The sequence below is a fragment of the Amycolatopsis sp. NBC_00355 genome (assembly GCF_036104975.1).
Classification (GTDB): domain Bacteria; phylum Actinomycetota; class Actinomycetes; order Mycobacteriales; family Pseudonocardiaceae; genus Amycolatopsis.
This window is the reverse complement of sequence record NZ_CP107982.1, coordinates 3,704,333-3,720,596: the sequence shown is the minus strand read 5'-3', so window position 1 is coordinate 3,720,596 and position 16,264 is coordinate 3,704,333. Positions and strand designations below refer to the sequence as shown.

Here is a 16,264-nt window from a genome sequence, read left to right as displayed (position 1 = left end):
CGGATGCGGAGGTTCTACAAAAGGATCTCCGCATTCGCGGATCTTGGCATATGTTCACCCGATCGTGGTGCGTGCCTTCGGGTTAGATGTCGGTCTCGGGCCTCGACGAGGAGGCCGGGGGACGCGGAGGCACCATGCACGACCAGGCCGAAGAGCTGGCGTCCGCCGTCTCGACGCTGGCCGCCGAGGTCGAGCGGAAGCTGCCGGAGCTGATCGAGAGCACCGTCGCCCGGATCCGGGCCGAGATGCCGGTGTACCGCGACGCCCGGTTCGTGCCCCCCGCGGAGCTGCGGAACTCGGTGCGCGCCAACCTCGACCACGCCCTGCGGACGCTGCGCGGGACCGGCGTCCCGGACCTGTCCCAGGCCCGCGCGACCGGCCGGGCCCGCGCGTTGCAGGGCGCGCCGCTGCCGGAGCTGCTGCGGGCCTACCGGATCGGGCTGACCGAGGTCTGGCACCGGTTCGTGGACCTGACCGCCCGCGGCTCGTCGCAGGATCTGGCCGGGCTGGTCGCCGCGACGACGGCGATCTGGGCCCTCATCGACGACCTCGCCGAGGCGCTCACGACGTCCTATCGGGACACGACGGCGGAAGTCCTGGTGGCGCAGCAGAACCGGCGCTCGGCGCTGGTCGAGGCGCTGTTCGCCGGCGGCTCCGCGACCGAGGGCACGCTGTGGGACATCGCCCGTGTGCTGGATCTTTCGCTGGACGGCACGTTCGTCGTGGTCGCCGCGGAAACCCCGCGGCTGGGCCAGGAACCGCTGCCGCAGATCGAGCAGCGGCTGCGCGGACTGCACCACGCGTCCGCCTGGCGGCTGAGCCCGGACCTGCAGGTCGGCGTGGTGTCCCTGCGCGACCCGAGCGCGTCGAAGGCGATCGTGGACCTGGTCCGCGAGCACCCGGTGGGCCGCGTCGGGATGAGCCCGGTGTTCACCGGCCTCGCCCACACCGCCCGCGCGCTGCACCTGGCGCGGGTGGCGCTGTCGAGCCTGGCGCCGGGCACGCCGTCGCTGGTGCAGTTCACCGAATCGCCGCTGGCCGGCCTGGTGGCCAGCTCGCCGGAGGCGTCGGTCCAGCTGGCCCACCACGTGCTGCAGCCGATCCTCGACCTGCCGGGCGATGACCGGAACGTGCTCCTGCTGACGCTGCGCGCGTGGTTCGACTGCCAGGGCTCGACGAAGCTGACGTCCGAGCGGATGTTCTGCCACCCCAACACGATCCGCCACCGCCTGCGCCGCGTCACCGACGAGCTGGGCCGCTCCCTGACCGACCCGGCGGACATCGCCGAGCTGGGCGCGGCTTTGCGGGCCCTGAACCTCTTCCCGGAGGCGACCCACCTCCCCGCGCCGCGCTAGCCCGGTCGTCACTTTCGCTAGGAAAGATGCGTCGCCTCACACGGACTTCACAGGTTTCGGCGGGGCGCGGGGTCAGGGGCGGACGCCGGGGCCGTAGCGCCGGGCCATGCCGGTGAGCCAGTCGCGGCCGACCGGGTTCGCGGTGTGGACGTGCACCACCGGCGGCCAGCGGTCGTGTTCGCACAGCCAGAGCACGACCGGGCGGGTCGTGTCGTCGCCGCCGAGGTCGTGGTCCAGGGAGATCGCGGCGAACTCGCCCGCCGCGAGCAGCTCGAGCGCCTCGGCGCTCGTCTTCGCCCAGGTCCAGCCGTCCGGGGCCGGGCGGAGGTCGTCGACCCAGAGGCGGCTCACGAGGCCAGCAGTTCGCGCGTGCGGGCCTGGTCCTCGGCCGGGCCGAAGGGCATCACCAGCAGCTCGGTCGCGCCGGCGTCTTCGAGCGCCTTCACCTGGCGCCGTACGGTTTCCTCGTCACCGATGATCGCGCTGTCGGACGCCTTCGCGTAGCCGTCGCGGTCCAGGACCGCGCGGTACGCCGGGACGCTCGCGGCGGCCCCGTACGTCTGCTCGACCCAGGCGCGCCGTTCGTCCACTTCGGACGTCACGCAGATCAGCTGCCCGGAGACGATCCGCGACGCGGCACCCAGCGCCGGCACCACGAACTCGCCGATCGCCCGCGGCCCGGCCCACGTCGTGATCACGCCGTCGGCCAGTTCGCCGGCCAGTCGCGTCGACTTCGGGCTCACCGAGCCGACCAGCAGGGACGGCCGCCCGGCGCCCGGCGCGTTCACGCCGCCCGCCGCGGTGAGCGTCTCGCCGTGGACGTCCGCCTTTTCCCCGCGCAGCACCGGGTTCAGAGCCTGCAGGTACTCGCGCAGGTGCCGCAGCGGGCGGTCGTAGGAGTAGCCGAACTCGTGCTCGACGATGTACCGGTGGCTCAGCCCGACCCCGAGGTGGACCGGCACCCCGGTGGCGGCCTGCACGGTCAGCGCCTGCGCGGCCATGGTGATCGGGTGCCGCGGGTAGGTCGGCACGACGCAGGTGCCCAGCTCGATCCCGGGTGCGGCGGCGCCGAGCGCGGGCAGCGCGGTGAGGGCGTCCCAGCCGCCGCGTTGCGCCAGCCAGAGGGTCTGGTAGCCGAGCTTCGCGGCTTCGCGCGCTTGCGCGGTCATGGCGTCGAAGCCGACGCCGAGTTCGTCGATCAGGATTCCGGTGCGCATCTCTGTCCCCAGTTCTAGTAAGCCCGCTCGAGCCGCTTACGGTCGAGCGCGACGGATTCGGTGAACAGCGCGATGGCCCGCGGCGCGACGGCACGCAGCTGCTTCGTGGAGACGGCCAACGGCTCGAAGGCGTGGGCGACGGTGTCGGCGATCAGCGCGGGCGCCGGCGGGGGTGAGCCGACGAGGAAGCCGTGCAGCACCGCCCGGTAGGCGACGGCGAGTTCGCGGGCCGGCCGGTCGGCGCGGAGCAGGTCGTTTTCCGCCAGCAGCTCGAGGTACTCGACGAACGCTTCGTCGTGGCGCGGGTCGAGCTTGTCGTGCAGCTTCGGCAGGAGCTTGCCGAGCGTGTCGGTGTCGTCGGCGTACCCGGCGCGCAGCAGCGGGCGGGCCAGCACGTTCGTGTACTGGACCTCGGTCAGTGTGGCGAGCCGCGCCGCGAGCGGGTCGGCCTCCATGGCCCGCACCAGGTCTTCGATGCTGCGGACGGACTCCCGCAGCAGAACGGCCAGGAACAGCTCCTCGCGGTTCTTCCAGTGCAGGTAGACGGTCCCCTTGCCGACGCCGGCCCGCTCGGCGACGTCCTCGATCGTGGTGCGCCGGTACCCGGCGCGCAGCAGCAGCCCGGCGGCGGCGTCGAGGATCCGCTCGGCCCGTTCGGCGCGGTCTTCGGCAGGAGGCATACGACCATCGTATGACCGAATACGAAATCTGGTCAAACGTCAGGCCGGGAAAACGGCGAGGCGCGTGGCACCCCGCCGTCCCGGTGGGCGGTGCTCAGCCGTCCGACGACCGCTTCCAGAGGTTGATGTCCGCGTCGGTCGCGTGGCCGTCGATCTCGGTCAGCTCCTCGGAGCTGAAGTCGAGGTTGCCGAGCGCGCCGACGTTGTCCTCCAGCTGCTTGACGCTGCTCGCGCCGATCAGCACCGACGTCACACGGGCGTCGCGCAGCGCCCAGGCCAGTGCGAGCTGGGCCAGCGACTGCCCGCGGCGCCCGGCGATCTCGTTGAGCGCGCGGACGCGGCCCAGCCGGTCGTCGTCGAGGGTGTCCGGGTCGAGGGACTTGCCCTGCGCGGCGCGGGAATCGGCAGGGACGCCGGTCAGGTACTTGTCCGTCAGCAGGCCCTGCGCGAGCGGCGAGAACGCGATGCAGCCCGCGCCCACGTCCGCCAGCGTGTCGAGCAGGTGGTCCTCCTCGATCCAGCGGTTCAGCATCGAGTACGACGGCTGGTGGATCAGCAGCGGCGTGCCGAGCTCCCGCAGCAGCCGCGCCGCTTCGGCAGTCCGCTCCGAGTTGTAGGAGGAAATCCCGACGTAAAGCGCTTTCCCGGCGCGGACGGCGCTGTCGAGCGCGCCGACCGTCTCCTCCAGCGGCGTCTCGGGATCGAACCGGTGCGAGTAGAAGATGTCGACGTAGTCCAGGCCCATCCGGCCGAGCGACTGGTCCAGTGAGGACAGCAGATACTTGCGGGAGCCCCACTCGCCGTACGGCCCGGGCCACATGTCGTAGCCGGCCTTGGTGGAGATCACCAGCTCGTCGCGGTAGGGCTTGAAGTCGGTGGCCAGCAGCCGCCCGAAGTTCTCCTCGGCCGAGCCGAAGGGCGGGCCGTAGTTGTTGGCCAGGTCGAAGTGCGTGATGCCGAGGTCGAAGGCGCGGCGGGTGATGTCGCGCTGGGTCTGCAGGGGCTTGTCGTGGCCGAAGTTGTGCCACAGCCCGAGCGAGATCGCGGGCAGCTTCAGCCCGGACCGCCCGCAGCGCCGGTAGGGGATCGAGTCGTATCGGCCGGAAGCCGCAACATAGGTCACGCGGCCGATGCTAACCGTCCGGGACGCGGCCGCCAGTCCGGTAGAGTCCGGGGTGAGCGAGCGCTTAGGAGGCCATCGGTGGGCACCGGATTCTTCACCTCCGTCGACGACGTGTCGGCGAAACTGGCCGAGGCCGGCTACCTGGCGTCGACGGCGGTGGCGACCACGGTGTTCCTCGCCGACCGGCTCGGCAAGCCGCTGCTGGTCGAAGGCCCCGCCGGCGTCGGCAAGACCGAGCTGGCCAAGGCCGTCGCCCAGGTCAGCGGCTCGCGGCTGGTGCGCCTGCAGTGTTACGAGGGCATCGACGAGGCCCGCGCGCTGTACGAGTGGAACCACGCGAAGCAGCTGCTGCGGATCACCGCCGGCCGCGACGAGACGTGGGAGGACGCCCGCACCGACATCTTCGGCGAGGAATTCCTGCTGCGCCGCCCGCTGCTCACGGCGATCTCCTCGGACGAGCCGACCGTGCTGCTCATCGACGAGACCGACAAGGCCGACATGGAGGTCGAGGGCCTGCTGCTGGAGGTGCTCGGCGACTTCCAGGTGACCGTGCCGGAGCTGGGCACGATCACCGCCACGCGCGCGCCGTTCGCCGTACTGACGTCCAACGCGACGCGCGAGCTGTCCGAGGCGCTGCGCCGCCGCTGCCTGTTCCTGCACATCGACTTCCCGGACGAGGAGCTGGAGCGCGAGATCGTCCGGCTCAAGGTGCCCGGCATCAACGACGCGCTGGCGGATTCCGTCGTCCGGGTGATCGCCGCGCTGCGGGCGATGGACCTGCGGAAGCTGCCGTCGGTCGCGGAGACCATCGACTGGGCGCGCACGCTGCTCGCGCTCGGCGCGACGACGCTGAGCGAGCAGGTCGTGCGGGAGAGCCTCGGCGTCGTGCTCAAGCACCAGGACGACATCACCAAGGCCGGCGCCGGGCTGCAGCTCGAACAGGTCCTGGACGCGTCGTGACCGGCGGCGTGCCGGAGCGGCTCGCGTCGTTCGTCAAGGCACTGCGGGTCCAGGGCATCCCGGCGGGCCCGGCCGAGACGGTCGACGCCGCCGCGGCCCTGGAGGTGCTCGGCTTCGACGACCGCGAGCTGGTCCGCGAGGGCCTGGCCGCGGCCCTGGTCCGCCGCGGCGGGCAGCGCGCGGTGTTCGACGCCGCGTTCGACCTGTACTTCCCGGCCGGGGTCGGCGCACCCGAACGGGCCCGTTCGGACACGACCCTCGAAGAGCTGCGGGAACAGCTCGCGGCGGCGTTGACCGCCGGCGACGAGCAGGCCCTGGCGCAGCTGGCCGGGCTCGCCGTCGACATGCTGGGCCAGTACGGCTCGTCGTCCGGACCCGGTGGCGGCTTCTCGGCCCACCAGACGCTCGACCGGCTGCAGCCGCAGACGCTCATCGCGCGGGTGCTCGCGGCGATGCGCGGCGGCGGCGCGCGCGGTGAGTTCACCGACCGGCTCGACCGCGACGAGATCCGCCGTCGTGTCGAAGGCTTCCGCGGCCAGGTCCGGACCGAAGCCCGCCGTCGCGCGGCCGAGGTGCGCGGCCGCGAACGCGTCGCCAAGCACGCCATCGCGCCCGCGGCCGACCGCGTCGACTTCCTCATCGCCAGCCGCAACCAGCTCGCCGAGCTGCGCCGCACGATCCAGCCGTTGTCCCGCAAGCTGGCGACCCGGCTCGCCGCCCGGCGCAAGCGCACCACGCGCGGGCAGATCGACCTGCGCCGCACGCTGCGGCGCTCACTCTCGACCGGCGGCGTGCCGCTACGCCCCGCGTATCGCCACCGCCGGCCCGGGCGGCCGGAAATCGTGCTGCTGTGCGATCTTTCCGGCTCGGTGGCGGGGTTCGCGAACTTCACCATGCTGCTCGTGCAGGCGCTGCGCGACCAGTTCAGCAAGATCCGCGTCTTCGCCTTCGTCGACAGCACCGACGAGGTCACGCACCTGGTCACGAACGGCGTCGCCGACCCGGAGAAACTCGGCGCGCGCATGCTCGCCGAAGCCGCGCTGGTGCGCTGGGACGGCCACAGCGACTACGGCGGCTCGCTCGCGCAGTTCACGGCGAACTGGCTGGACGCGGTCGGCCCGCGCACGTCGGTGCTGATCCTCGGCGACGCCCGCACCAACGGCGGCGACCCGAACCTCGACGCCGTCCGCGCGATCAAGTCGCGCGCCCGCCACGTCTACTGGCTGAACCCGGAGCGGCGGTCGCTGTGGTCGACGGGCGACTCGGCGGCGCTGGAGTACGCCGACGTCGTGGAGATGCACGAATGCCGCACGGTGCACCAGCTTTCGACGCTGGTCACCCGCCTGCTGCCGGTGTGAGCCACGCGTCGATGTCCCGGAGCATCCCGGCTTTTGCCGTCTCGGGCGCGAACGACGCGGTGACGCTCGCCCGCGCGAAGTCCGCCATCACGGCGTCGTCATAGCCGAAAGCCCGTTGCACACGGCGGTATTCCTCGGCCAGCTGTGCGCCGGTGACCGACGGGACGTCGGTGTTCAGGGTGACTCGCAGGCCCGCGGCGAGCAGCCGCGGGAGCGGGTGCTCGGGCAGCGACGGCACCAGGCCCAGCGTGACGTTCGAGGACGGGCAGACCTCCAGCGCGAGCCCGCGGTCGCGGACCTCCGCGGTCAGCTCCGGGTCGTCGAGGACGCGGATGCCGTGGCCGAGGCGCTCGGTGCGGCCCACCTCGAGCGCTTCGCGGATGCTGTCCGGTCCGGCGTCCTCGCCGGTGTGGTGCAGCAGGTGGATCCCGGCCGCGCGGGCCTTCTCGAAGAGCGTCGCGAACGGCCGGAGCGAGTGGTTCTCCTCGCCCGCCATGCCGATCGCGAAGACGTCGTCGTACTTCAGGGCGAGGTCGAGGGTGCGCTCGGCGCGTTCGACCGACCGGCGGCGGGAGTGGTCCAGCAGCAGCCGCCACTCGATGGCACTGCTGTCCTTGAGTCCTTTGAGGACGGACGCGAGCGGCATCTCCGGGTCGCCCAGGCGTTCCCCGTGCGCGGCCGCGGTGAACGTGATCTCGGCGTAGCGCGTGCCCTGCGCGGCCTCGTCGGCGCAGTACTCGCGGGCGATCCGCTCGAAGTCCTCCGGTTTCCGCAGGCACGACCGGATGAGCGCGTTGTAGTCGGCGAAGGCGCGGAAGCCGTCGAACACCGGTTGCCCGTCCGGGACGTCGACGCCGTTGGCCGCGCCGAGCTCGCGGAGGGTGCCCGGCCGGATCGTGCTCTCCAGGTGGACGTGCAGGTGGGCCTTCGGCAAGGCGGCCAGGTCGCGCATGATCGCGAGCGTAGGTGTCGTGGCCGGGCTTGCGCGCGCGATTTTTCCGGCATCAGACGCAACCGAGGGGTTGCGTCTGATGCCGTCTCGTGCAACTCTGTGGTTGCACCAGAAACCGAACCAAGGGGAAACGATGAACCAGGACCAGGTCGAGCAGGAGATCGTGATCGACGCGCCGATCGAGCGGGTGTGGGCGGTGCTGACCGAATCGGAGTACGTCGGCCAGTGGTTCGGCGACGGCACGCCGGCGCCGGTGGACCTGCGGCCGGGCGGGATCATCCAGCTCGACCACGGCGACCACGGCCGGTTCCCGACCAAGATCGTCGCGCTGGACCCGCCGCGTGCGCTGTCGTACCGCTGGGCCAGCGGATTCCCGGGCGTGGTCGCCGACGAGGCCAACTCGACGCTGGTCGAGTTCACGCTGGCGGCGGAGGGTGGCAGCACGCGGCTGAAAGTCGTCGAGAGCGGCTTCACGACGCGGACGCCGTCGCCGAACCCGTCGCCGGACGACACCCGCGAGAGCCACGAGGAGGGCTGGACGGCGGTGATCGCGAAGCTCGGGGAGCTGTCCGAGAAACTGGCGGTATGACGACGGAGCCCGTTGCCGCCGAAGACGTCTTTTCGGCACTGGCCGACCCGACCCGGCGCCGGCTGCTGGAACTGCTGTCCCAGCGTGGCGACGCGACGGCCACGGAGCTGGCGAGCGACCTCCCGGTGAGCCGGCAGGCGGTGGTGAAGCACCTGGTGGTGCTGGACGGGGCGGGCCTGGTGACGGGCCGCCGCGACGGCCGCGAGCGCCGCTACCAGGTCCGCCCGGACGCTCTGGCGGCCACGGCCCGCTGGATGAACCAGGTCGCGGCCCAGTGGTCCTCCCGGCTGACGGCGATCAAGCGGCTGGCGGAGCAGGCCGAGGGTTCGTGACGGCGGGGGAAAGCCTCTGACGGCCACCACGAGGGCAGCCAGGTCCCTCGCGGTGGCCGTGGGGACGCCCGGCGGTAGGGCACGGGCAGAGGGGTGGCACAGGTTTGGCGGCGGTCACACGGGGAACCTCTGGGGGGTTCGTCCGCGTTGTCAGGATGACCGCTACCGATGAGGGAGGACCACCGTGGCTTTCATGCGCAAGCTCACCGTGCTGGCCGGAGCCGCCGGCGCCGCCCGCGCCTACGCCAAGAAGAACCCGGAAAAGGTGAACCAGGCCGTCGGCAAGGCCGCCAAGTTCGCCGACGACAGGACCAAGGGCAAGTACCACCAGCAGATCGCCGGTGTCGTCCGCAAGGTCAGCTCGGTGACCGGCCCGGAAGACCGCCCGGGACCGGCCACCCGCTGAGCCCGGCTCAGTCGGCGGCCAGGGTCTCGAGGACGCCTTCGCCGTACTTGGCGAGTTTGTTCTCACCGACCCCGCTGACCGTGCCCAGGTCGGCCAGCGACGACGGCCGTTGCGTGGCGATCTGGCGCAGGGTCGCGTCGTGGAAGATGACGTAGGCAGGCACGCCCTGCTCCTTCGCGACGCCGGCCCGCCAGGCCCGCAGCCGTTCGAACAACGGGGCCGCCTCCGCGGGCATGTCCACCGCGGGGGCGGCTTTCCGGCTGGCACCGCGCGCTCGCGGCGCGGCGGTCCGCTCGGGCTCGCGGCGCAGCATGACCTCGCGGTCGCCGCCCAGCACTTCGGCGCTCGCCTCGGTGAGCACCAGCGAGCCGTAGTCGCCTTCGACCGCGAGCCAGCCCTGGGCCAGCAGCTGCCGCACCACCGCGCGCCACTCCGGCTCGCGCAGCTCGGTGCCGATGCCGAACGTCTTCAGTGTGTCGTGCTGGAACTGCGTGACCTTCGGCGTGGATTTGCCGAGCAGGATGTCGATGACCTGACCGGCGCCGAACTTCTGCCGCCGCTCGTTGCGCAGCCGCACGATCGTGGACAGCAGCTTCTGCGCGGGGATCGTGCCGTCCCACTTCTCCGGCGGGTTCAGGCACGTGTCGCAGTTGCCGCACGGCTCGGCCTTCTGCCCGAAGTAGTTGAGGATCTGCACGCGGCGGCACTCGACCGTCTCGCACAGCGCCAGCATCGCGTTGAGGTGCGCGCCGAGCCGGCGCCGGTGCGCGTCGTCACCCTCGGACGTGTCGATCATCTTGCGCTGCTGCACCACGTCCTGCAGCCCGTAGGCCAGCCACGCCGTCGACGGCAGCCCGTCACGGCCCGCGCGGCCGGTCTCCTGGTAGTAGCCCTCGACGGACTTGGGCAGGTCGAGGTGCGCGACGAACCGGACGTCCGGTTTGTCGATGCCCATCCCGAACGCGATCGTGGCGACCACGATCAGCCCGTCCTCCCGCAGGAACCGCGACTGGTGCTTCGCGCGCACGCGCGCGTCCAGCCCCGCGTGGTACGGGACGGCCGGGATCCCGTTCTGCACCAGGAACTCCGCGGTCTTCTCGACCGAGTTCCGGGACAGGCAGTAGACGATCCCCGCGTCCCCCTGGTGCTCGGTGCGCAGCAGCTCCAGCAGTTGCCGCTGCGGCGAGTTCTTGCCGACGATCCGGTACTGGATGTTCGGCCGGTCGAAGCTCGCGACGAAGTGGCGGGCCTCGTCGAGGTTCAGCCGGGTCGCGATCTCCTTGTGCGTGGCCTCGGTGGCGGTCGCGGTGAGCGCGATCCGCGGCACGTCCGGCCAGCGCTCGTGCAGCGCGGAGAGCTGCAGGTAGTCGGGCCGGAAGTCGTGGCCCCACTGGGCGACGCAGTGCGCCTCGTCGATCGCGAACAGCGAGATCTTGCCGCGGTCGAGCAGCCGCACGGTGGCTTCGACCGAAAGCCGTTCCGGGGCGAGGTAGAGCAGGTCGAGCTCGCCGGAGAGGAACGCCGACTCGACTTCCTGGCGGGCCGCGTAGTCCTGGGTGGAGTTGAGGAATCCCGCCCGGACCCCGGCGTTGCGCAGCGCGTCGACCTGGTCCTGCATCAGCGCGATCAGCGGCGAGACCACCACGCCCACGCCCGGGCGCACCAGCGCCGGGATCTGGTAGCACAGCGACTTCCCGCCGCCGGTGGGCATCAGCACGAGCGCGTCACCGCCGGCGATCACGTGCTCGACGATCGCCGCTTGCTCGCCGCGGAAGCTGTCGTAGCCGAACACCCGGCGCAGGGTGTCGAGGGCTTCGGATTCCGTTCCGGCTTCGAGGTGGGTCTCGGTGGCTGCCACCCGGCCGAGTCTAGAGCCGGGGTCCGACAACTTCCGTGCGCCCTCTCCGGCGTGCCGGGATCCCCCTGCAGCCGCTCGCCGAGCAGGCGCGCGAGGTTCGTGTAGACACCTTCGCGGATGCTGTGCACGTCCAGCACACCCGCCCGGGTCTCGCCGTGGCTCGCCTTGGCGACGACGATCCGTGTCTGCTGCTCCGGGATCCCGTCGACCTCCTGGTCCGGGGCGTCGCAGGAGAAGGCGGCGTCCCCGGCGCCGGGGACGGCCACCGCGGGCTTCCCGCACGTCTTCGCCACGCGGTCGGCCACCACGCGCGGCGTCCCTTGCCCCGGGGCGAGGATCTGCAGCTGGAACGCGGCGGCGTCGTGGAACTTGCTCTGGTAGGCGCAGACGAACGAACTCGGCTGCGGTGACCTTCGCGGGCGTCACGAACTCCGGCGTCGGCGGCGCGGTGGTGGTGTGGAGCCGTCGTGCGGGTGGGCGTGGCCGGCGCGGGCGCATTCCGGTCACGGCCGGATGACACACTGGAACGGATGGACGAGTACTTCCCGGTGACCGACCTGGCCGCGCACTTCGGTGGTGACTGGCGGCTGGACCGCGAGATCCGCACCGCCGACGGCGACCCGGCGGGCGAGGTCACCGGCACCGCCACCTTCACCGAGGAGAGCGGCGTGCTCGTCTACCGCGAAGCCGGCGAGATGCGCCTCGGCGGTTACACCGGCCCGGTGACGCGCACGCTGCACTACCGCCCGACCGCGCCCGGCCGGGCGGACGTCCACTTCGACCACGGCGGCTTCTTCCACGAACTGGACCTGCGCGCCGGGCACTGGCAGACCGACCACCCCTGCCGGGACGACCTGTACCGCGGCAGTTACCGCGTGCTGGACGCCCGCCGCTGGCGCCAGGAGTGGGCGGTCCGCGGGCCGGCCAAGGACCACGTGATCGTCACCCGGTTCAGCCGGCCGCCGGGCTGAGCAGATCGGCCAGGTCGATCCGGCGCAGGAACTCGCTCCGGATCCGGTCGCCGACCTCCGCGACCAGCCACCCGCCGTCGTCGGCCGGGTCGATGTGCACCCGGAACGGCCGCTGCCCCTTGGGAAGATCGACCACCCGGGCCAGTTCCGCGGCGACCGTCGCGACGTCGGCGTCGGCCGGGGTGATCTCGGCCAGTTTCGCCGCGACGTGGTCGGTCAACCCCGCGTAGCGCTCCTCGTAGGCCTGCGCGACGGCTTCGTCGGCCGGGTGCCCGGAGTTCGGGAAGTGGTTGGTACCCGAGGTGAAGGCGCCGGGCACGACGATCGTGGTGTCGATGCCGAACCGGGCCACCTCGGCGGCGTAGGAGACGGCGAGGCTGTCCATCGCCGCCTTCGCCGCGAAGTACGGCGCCAGGTACGGCGGGGTGCCGCCGCGGACGCTGCTGCTCGACACCCACACCAGCAGCCCGTCGCGCTGCGCGCGCAGGTGGGGGAGGGCGGCCCGGTTCACGCGCTGGGTGCCGATCGCGTTGGTGTCGTAGAGCCGGGCGAGCTGCTCGGGGGTGAACGCCTCGGCCGGGCCGAGCACCATGTGCCCGGCGTTGTGCACCACGACGTCGAGACGGCCGTGCGCTTCGACGATCGACGCGATCGCGTCGTCGGCCGAGTCCTGGCTGGAGACGTCCAGCTCGACCGAGCGCAGGTCGGCGTGGTGCTCTTCCGCGAACGCGGCGGCGGCGTCGACCCGCGGTGCGTTGCGGCCCCCGGTGTCGCGCATGCCCGCGTAGACGGTGTGGCCGGCGCGGGCCAGCGCCCGGGCGGCGAGGGCGCCGATCCCGCTGGAGGCGCCGGTGACGACGATGATCATGGCTCTTTTCCTTTCCGGGTCGGGGTTTCTCAGACGATTCCGCCGTTGGCGCGCAGGACCTGGCCGTTGACCCAGCGGGCCGGGCCGGCGAGGAACGCGACGACCTCGGCGATGTCTTCGGGCTGCCCGAGGCGCTCGAGCGGCGGCTGCTTGGCCATCCGGTCGATGGTCGCCTCGTCCTTGCCGTCGAGGAACAGCGCGGTCGCGGTCGGCCCGGGGGCGACGGTGTTCACGGTGATGTCGCGGCCGCGCAGCTCGCGCGCCAGGATCATGGTGATCGCCTCGACCGCGCCCTTGGTGGCGTTGTAGACGCCGTAGCCGGGCAGGTTCAGCCCGAGCACCGACGTCGAGGTCATGATCACCGCGCCGCCGTCACGCACCCGCTTCGCGGCCTGCTGGGCCACGGCGAACGTGCCGCGGATGTTGGTGCGGTGCACCCGGTCCAGGACGTCGAAGTCGGTGTCCGCGATCGGCGTCGGCGCGGTCATCACGCCGGCCAGGTGGGCGACGACGTCGACGCCGCCGAACGTGGCCTCCGCGGTGTCGAACAGCTCCGCGACCGCGTCGAGGTCGGCGACGTCGGCCTTGACCGCGATCGCCCGGCCGCCGCGCCCGGTGATGGAGGCGACGGCGGCGTCGGCTTCGGTCTGGTTGCCCGCGTAGTTGACGACGACGGCCATGCCGTCGGCGGCCAGGCGCTCGGCGACCTGGCGGCCGATGCCGCGGGAGCCGCCGGTGACGATCGCGACGCGGGGTTCGGTGGTGCTCATCGGTGCCTTCTTCCTCTCGGGCGGCGCCGGTAACGCCGCTTCCGTCTTGCTGTTATCGACGATAGCACTCGAATGGTAACGGCGCTAGTCGTTCGTTGTTATCGTCGTTACATTGAGGCGGCCTTCCCGGGGTGTGGGCATCCGGCGGTACCGGCACCGCCGGACGGCCGAATCGGAAAGTCCGGGTGCGCCAACGGGTTTCGGACCCGCCGAGGCGGGAACCCTTGCCACATCGGGGAGCTCGACATCCTTTAAGGAGTTTTGTGCGATGCCCACATGGCTGATCGTCGTGGCCGTCGTGGCCGTCGCGGTGCTCGGCGCCGTGATCTGGCTGGTGACGCAGGAGATGCAGCGGAAACGCCTGCAGCAGCGGTTCGGTCCGGAGTACGACCGGACGGTCGAGGAGAAGGACAGCCCGCGGGCCGCGCAGCGTGAACTGGCCGAGCGCGAGCGCCGCCACAAGGAGCTCGACATCCGCCCCCTGTCGGCGTCGGCGCGCGAGCGCTACACCCGGGAATGGGCGCAGGCCCAGGAAAACTTCGTCGACCACCCGGCCGCCGCGGTGGCCGAAGCCGACCGCGTCCTGGTCTCGCTGATGTCCGACCGCGGGTACCCGACCGAAGGCTACGAGCAGCAGCTGGCCGACCTGTCGGTCCGCCACGCCAAGACCCTCGAGCACTACCGCGCCGCCCACGCGACGCAGCACGAGCGCAGCGGCGCGTCCACTGAGGACCTCCGCGACGCGATGGTGCACTACCGCACCGTGTTCGAGGACCTGCTGACCGATGGCTCGGATGGTGCGGACACCACGGACGCCTCGGCCGAGCACCACGAGCGCCGCAACGGTCACGACCACAACGGTCACGACCACAGCGAGCGCGAGCACGACCGCTCCGCGCAGGACGGCACGGCCGGCACGCCGGACCGCGCCGCTGTCGCGCAGGAGCGCACCGAACACGACCCCGGTGACAAGGTACGAGACCGCGACGGCGTGCAGCCCGAGCGGGAAGCGTCCGCACAGCCGCGGACCGAGTGGAACGGAGGACGCTGACCATGACCGAACACCTCACCCGGCACAGCGCCGAACAGGACGACGACTTCGCCCGCGAGGGTGACGTGCGTGAGACCGGCGCCGGCGGGCTCTCCGAGCACGGCGGGACGGACTTCCGCGAGCCGGTCGCCGACGAGCACGGGGGCGACCACGCCCTGAGCACCGCCGATCTGGCGTCGGCGTCGAGTCGGCCGGACATCGACTCGGACTCCACTTCGGACACCGACTCGGACGTCACTCCGGACACCGCTTCGGACACCGCTGTGGACACTACGACGGACACCACGACGAGCACTCGCACGGACACCGCCGCCGGCTCGGCGCGGCCGTCGGCCGACACCGGTGACGAAGCGCAGCCGTTGATCGACGAGGAGAAGGTCACGGGCTTCCGCGACCGCTGGCAGGGCGTCCAGACCGGCTTCGTCGACGACCCGCAGAAGGCGGTCCGCGAGGCCGACGAGCTGGTCGCGGGCGTGATCAGCGCGCTGGCCACCACGTTCGCCGAGCACAAGAGCGAGCTGGAAGGCCAGTGGCAGCACGGCGAGCCGGCCACCGAGGACCTGCGTCTGGCGCTGCGGCGCTACCGCTCGTTCTTCGACCAGCTGCTGCCCCGCTAGCCACCACCGGTGCCGGCGTGCATGATCGATGCACGCCGGCACACCGGTGTCCGCGAACGTGGAAGGCAAGCCGATGAACGTGGCCGATCTGCTCACCGACGGCTTCAGCAGGGTCCAGGGCTCCGTGCACGCGGCGGTGGAAGGTCTCACCGCCGAGCGGCTCGGGGCCCGCCTCGACGAAGAGGCCAACTCGATCGCCTGGCTGGTCTGGCACCTGACCCGGGTCCAGGACGACCACGTCGCCGACGTGGCCGGGACCGAGCAGGTGTGGACGAGCCAGGACTGGCTGACCCGGTTCGGCCTCCCGTTCCCGGCGGCCGACACCGGCTACGGCCACCGCCCGGCCGACGTCGAAGCCGTCCGGGTCGAGGCCGAGCTGCTCACCGGGTACTACGACGCGGTGCACGAGCAGACCCTCAAGTACGTCCAGGGGCTCGACGGCCAGGCCCTCGACCGGGTCGTCGACGAGGCCTGGGACCCGCCGGTCACCCTCGGCGTGCGGCTGGTCAGCGTCATCGACGACGACATCCAGCACGCCGGGCAGGCCCTGTTCGTCCGTGGCGTCCTCGAACGCCGCTAGTCAGTCCTCGTAGCCGTCGCCGCGGTGGTCCGGGAGCCGTTGCGGCCCCGGACCGGCGGCGCCGAGCCGGTCGCCCGGGTTGGCGAGCCGGCACTTCGCCAGCGACATGCAGCCGCAGCCGATGCAGTCGCCCAGCTGGTCGCGCAGTTGTTCCATCTGCCGGATCCGCGCGTCCAGGTCCTCCTGCCAGCAGCGGGAGATCCGCGCCCAGTCGGCGCGCGTGGGGGTGCGGTCGTCGGGCAGCAGCGCGAGCACCTCGCGGATCGCCGACAGCGGCATCCCGACCCGCTGGGACATCCGGACGAACGTCACCCGCCGCAGCGTGTCCCGGCAGTAGCGGCGCTGGTTCCCGGCCGTCCGCCGGCTGCGGATGAGCCCCTCGTCCTCGTAGAACCGCAGGGCCGACGCGGGCACTCCGCTGCGTCGTGACAGTTCGCCGACGGTGAGGTCGGGCAGCCTCCGGGCTGTGGCGTTCACCATGCTCCCAGCCAACCACAGCCGCACGCTTGACTTCAAGCGAGCTTGAAGTCTCATCCTGATTCGGACGGCAACAACGCCGCTGTGTCAAGGAGGAAGC

The 16,264-nt window shown here is 71.9% G+C and carries 20 protein-coding genes; 11 read left to right on the top strand and 9 right to left on the bottom strand.

The window, feature by feature from the left end:
- Positions 1-134 precede the first annotated feature (134 nt).
- Positions 135-1,355 (top strand): PucR family transcriptional regulator, encoded by a 1,221-nt coding sequence (locus OHS18_RS16045; protein WP_328451791.1) that lies wholly within the window; start codon positions 135-137, stop codon positions 1,353-1,355.
- A 72-nt stretch (positions 1,356-1,427) separates the two neighbouring features.
- Here the strand turns inward: OHS18_RS16045 and OHS18_RS16040 are convergent, their stop codons facing one another.
- From OHS18_RS16040 to mgrA, 4 genes are all read right to left on the bottom strand, one after another.
- Positions 1,428-1,706 carry a cyclic-phosphate processing receiver domain-containing protein gene (locus tag OHS18_RS16040; protein ID WP_328617591.1) on the bottom strand — a complete coding sequence of 93 codons (279 nt, stop codon included), beginning with the start codon at positions 1,704-1,706 and terminating at the stop codon, positions 1,428-1,430.
- Positions 1,703-2,572, bottom strand: a complete 870-nt coding sequence (locus OHS18_RS16035) for a TIGR03564 family F420-dependent LLM class oxidoreductase (RefSeq protein WP_328617590.1) — start codon at positions 2,570-2,572, stop codon at positions 1,703-1,705. Before OHS18_RS16035 ends, OHS18_RS16040 begins: the two co-directional genes overlap by 4 nt.
- Positions 2,573-2,586: 14 nt before the next feature.
- Positions 2,587-3,252 carry a TetR/AcrR family transcriptional regulator gene (locus OHS18_RS16030; RefSeq protein ID WP_328617589.1) on the bottom strand — a complete coding sequence of 222 codons (666 nt, stop codon included), beginning with the start codon at positions 3,250-3,252 and terminating at the stop codon, positions 2,587-2,589.
- Positions 3,253-3,346: 94 nt separating this feature from the next.
- Positions 3,347-4,375 (bottom strand): L-glyceraldehyde 3-phosphate reductase, encoded by a 1,029-nt coding sequence (mgrA, locus tag OHS18_RS16025; RefSeq protein WP_328451799.1) that lies wholly within the window; start codon positions 4,373-4,375, stop codon positions 3,347-3,349.
- Positions 4,376-4,453: 78 nt separating this feature from the next.
- Between mgrA and OHS18_RS16020 the strand changes: the two genes are divergently transcribed.
- Positions 4,454-5,335, top strand: a complete 882-nt coding sequence (locus OHS18_RS16020) for an AAA family ATPase (RefSeq protein WP_328451801.1) — start codon at positions 4,454-4,456, stop codon at positions 5,333-5,335.
- The gene (locus tag OHS18_RS16015; RefSeq protein WP_328617588.1) at positions 5,332-6,693 is read left to right on the top strand and encodes a vWA domain-containing protein; all 1,362 of its coding nucleotides are present in this window, start codon (positions 5,332-5,334) and stop codon (positions 6,691-6,693) included. The genes OHS18_RS16020 and OHS18_RS16015 overlap by 4 nt, the downstream gene beginning before the upstream one ends.
- Here the strand turns inward: OHS18_RS16015 and add are convergent.
- Positions 6,671-7,645, bottom strand: a complete 975-nt coding sequence (gene add, locus OHS18_RS16010) for an adenosine deaminase (protein ID WP_328617587.1) — start codon at positions 7,643-7,645, stop codon at positions 6,671-6,673. The two genes, OHS18_RS16015 and add, sit on opposite strands and share 23 nt — an antisense overlap.
- 133 nt (positions 7,646-7,778) lie before the next feature.
- On the opposite strand from add, the gene OHS18_RS16005 reads away from it, so the two are divergent.
- The 3 genes from OHS18_RS16005 to OHS18_RS15995 all read left to right on the top strand — a co-directional run bounded on the left by OHS18_RS16005 (position 7,779) and on the right by OHS18_RS15995 (position 8,972).
- Positions 7,779-8,234 carry an SRPBCC family protein gene (locus OHS18_RS16005; protein WP_328617586.1) on the top strand — a complete coding sequence of 152 codons (456 nt, stop codon included), beginning with the start codon at positions 7,779-7,781 and terminating at the stop codon, positions 8,232-8,234.
- Positions 8,231-8,566, top strand: a complete 336-nt coding sequence (locus OHS18_RS16000) for an ArsR/SmtB family transcription factor (RefSeq protein WP_328451806.1) — start codon at positions 8,231-8,233, stop codon at positions 8,564-8,566. The genes OHS18_RS16005 and OHS18_RS16000 overlap by 4 nt, the downstream gene beginning before the upstream one ends.
- A gap of 193 nt (positions 8,567-8,759) precedes the next feature.
- Entirely contained in the window at positions 8,760-8,972 is a 213-nt protein-coding gene (locus OHS18_RS15995) for an antitoxin (protein WP_442874378.1), read from the top strand.
- 7 nt (positions 8,973-8,979) lie between these two features.
- On the opposite strand, the gene recQ is transcribed toward OHS18_RS15995, so the two are convergent.
- A complete protein-coding gene (recQ, locus tag OHS18_RS15990) occupies positions 8,980-10,830 on the bottom strand; it encodes a DNA helicase RecQ (protein WP_328617585.1) in 1,851 nt (616 codons plus the stop codon).
- A 117-nt stretch (positions 10,831-10,947) separates the two neighbouring features.
- Between recQ and OHS18_RS15985 the strand changes: the two genes are divergently transcribed.
- Positions 10,948-11,211: a hypothetical protein gene (locus OHS18_RS15985; RefSeq protein ID WP_328617584.1), complete on the top strand. Its 264-nt coding sequence runs from the start codon at positions 10,948-10,950 to the stop codon at positions 11,209-11,211.
- Positions 11,212-11,360: 149 nt separating this feature from the next.
- Entirely contained in the window at positions 11,361-11,801 is a 441-nt protein-coding gene (locus OHS18_RS15980; protein WP_328451811.1) for a DUF6314 family protein, read from the top strand.
- Here the strand turns inward: OHS18_RS15980 and OHS18_RS15975 are convergent.
- The gene (locus OHS18_RS15975) at positions 11,782-12,669 is read right to left on the bottom strand and encodes an SDR family NAD(P)-dependent oxidoreductase (RefSeq protein WP_328617583.1); all 888 of its coding nucleotides are present in this window, start codon (positions 12,667-12,669) and stop codon (positions 11,782-11,784) included. The genes OHS18_RS15980 and OHS18_RS15975 overlap by 20 nt on opposite strands.
- A 29-nt stretch (positions 12,670-12,698) precedes the next feature.
- Positions 12,699-13,439 (bottom strand): SDR family oxidoreductase, encoded by a 741-nt coding sequence (locus tag OHS18_RS15970; RefSeq protein WP_328617582.1) that lies wholly within the window; start codon positions 13,437-13,439, stop codon positions 12,699-12,701.
- A gap of 268 nt (positions 13,440-13,707) precedes the next feature.
- Here OHS18_RS15970 and OHS18_RS15965 point away from each other — a divergent pair, with 268 nt between their 5' ends.
- The 3 genes from OHS18_RS15965 (at position 13,708) to OHS18_RS15955 (ending at position 15,687) form a co-directional block, all read left to right on the top strand.
- The gene (locus OHS18_RS15965) at positions 13,708-14,490 is read left to right on the top strand and encodes a hypothetical protein (protein WP_328617581.1); all 783 of its coding nucleotides are present in this window, start codon (positions 13,708-13,710) and stop codon (positions 14,488-14,490) included.
- A 2-nt stretch (positions 14,491-14,492) separates the two neighbouring features.
- Entirely contained in the window at positions 14,493-15,107 is a 615-nt protein-coding gene (locus OHS18_RS15960) for a hypothetical protein (RefSeq protein ID WP_328451818.1), read from the top strand.
- A 73-nt stretch (positions 15,108-15,180) separates the two neighbouring features.
- Positions 15,181-15,687 carry a mycothiol transferase gene (locus tag OHS18_RS15955; RefSeq protein ID WP_328458862.1) on the top strand — a complete coding sequence of 169 codons (507 nt, stop codon included), beginning with the start codon at positions 15,181-15,183 and terminating at the stop codon, positions 15,685-15,687.
- Here the strand turns inward: OHS18_RS15955 and soxR are convergent, their stop codons facing one another.
- Positions 15,688-16,167 carry a redox-sensitive transcriptional activator SoxR gene (gene soxR / locus OHS18_RS15950; protein ID WP_328617580.1) on the bottom strand — a complete coding sequence of 160 codons (480 nt, stop codon included), beginning with the start codon at positions 16,165-16,167 and terminating at the stop codon, positions 15,688-15,690.
- Positions 16,168-16,264: the final 97 nt, after the last annotated feature.

Excerpts from the sequence above, each read along its gene's own strand:
- OHS18_RS16045 (WP_328451791.1), top strand. The coding sequence starts at position 135 with ATGCACGACCAGGCCGAAGAGCTGGCGTCCGCCGTCTCGACGCTGGCC.
- OHS18_RS16035 (WP_328617590.1), bottom strand. The coding sequence starts at position 2,572 with ATGCGCACCGGAATCCTGATCGACGAACTCGGCGTCGGCTTCGACGCC.
- OHS18_RS16030 (WP_328617589.1), bottom strand. The coding sequence starts at position 3,252 with ATGCCTCCTGCCGAAGACCGCGCCGAACGGGCCGAGCGGATCCTCGAC.
- add (WP_328617587.1), bottom strand. The coding sequence starts at position 7,645 with ATGCGCGACCTGGCCGCCTTGCCGAAGGCCCACCTGCACGTCCACCTG.
- OHS18_RS16005 (WP_328617586.1), top strand. The coding sequence starts at position 7,779 with ATGAACCAGGACCAGGTCGAGCAGGAGATCGTGATCGACGCGCCGATC.
- OHS18_RS16000 (WP_328451806.1), top strand. The coding sequence starts at position 8,231 with ATGACGACGGAGCCCGTTGCCGCCGAAGACGTCTTTTCGGCACTGGCC.
- OHS18_RS15995 (WP_442874378.1), top strand. The coding sequence starts at position 8,760 with ATGCGCAAGCTCACCGTGCTGGCCGGAGCCGCCGGCGCCGCCCGCGCC.
- OHS18_RS15985 (WP_328617584.1), top strand. The coding sequence starts at position 10,948 with ATGCTGTGCACGTCCAGCACACCCGCCCGGGTCTCGCCGTGGCTCGCC.
- OHS18_RS15980 (WP_328451811.1), top strand. The coding sequence starts at position 11,361 with ATGGACGAGTACTTCCCGGTGACCGACCTGGCCGCGCACTTCGGTGGT.
- OHS18_RS15975 (WP_328617583.1), bottom strand. The coding sequence starts at position 12,669 with ATGATCATCGTCGTCACCGGCGCCTCCAGCGGGATCGGCGCCCTCGCC.
- OHS18_RS15970 (WP_328617582.1), bottom strand. The coding sequence starts at position 13,439 with ATGAGCACCACCGAACCCCGCGTCGCGATCGTCACCGGCGGCTCCCGC.
- OHS18_RS15965 (WP_328617581.1), top strand. The coding sequence starts at position 13,708 with ATGCCCACATGGCTGATCGTCGTGGCCGTCGTGGCCGTCGCGGTGCTC.
- OHS18_RS15960 (WP_328451818.1), top strand. The coding sequence starts at position 14,493 with ATGACCGAACACCTCACCCGGCACAGCGCCGAACAGGACGACGACTTC.
- OHS18_RS15955 (WP_328458862.1), top strand. The coding sequence starts at position 15,181 with ATGAACGTGGCCGATCTGCTCACCGACGGCTTCAGCAGGGTCCAGGGC.
- soxR (WP_328617580.1), bottom strand. The coding sequence starts at position 16,167 with ATGGTGAACGCCACAGCCCGGAGGCTGCCCGACCTCACCGTCGGCGAA.